This window comes from Thermoanaerobaculum aquaticum, from assembly GCF_000687145.1.
In the GTDB taxonomy this organism is placed as follows: domain Bacteria; phylum Acidobacteriota; class Thermoanaerobaculia; order Thermoanaerobaculales; family Thermoanaerobaculaceae; genus Thermoanaerobaculum; species Thermoanaerobaculum aquaticum.
This window is the reverse complement of the sequence record NZ_JMFG01000052.1, coordinates 200-570: the sequence shown is the minus strand read 5'-3', so window position 1 is coordinate 570 and position 371 is coordinate 200. Positions and strand designations below refer to the sequence as shown.

At 61.5% G+C, this 371-nt stretch carries 1 pseudogene; it reads right to left on the bottom strand.

Going from position 1 to position 371, the window contains the following annotated elements:
* Positions 1-371: pseudogene (locus EG19_RS13810) on the bottom strand (hypothetical protein); the annotation flags it as partial.

Sequence of the window (371 nt, the reverse complement as noted above, 5' to 3'; positions counted from 1 at the left end):
GTTGATCGGGCAGTTGGTCCAAGACCACTCCCAGGGCTTTAAGGCTTTCTCCGGCCTGCTCCTGCACCCGCTGCCAACCGGCCCGCAGCATCCCGCCGAAGAACCTCAAGGCCTCGGTGAGTTCCTCTCGCAGCGTTTCGCGAACTTCCTGGGGCTTTTCAAAGTAGCTGGCCTCATCCAGCTGATAACGGCGGCGCAGCTCCACGTCCAGCTGCGAAAAGTCCAACAGGTAGCGGCCCCGCTGGCGTTCGGCGGGAAGCTCCAGCCGCACGTTGGGGCTGTCCACAAAAACGCCTTTAACGTGCGGGTTCCAGCAGGCCAGGATCTTGGCGTAAATCATGGAATGGGTGGCCACGTACATGCCATCCTGG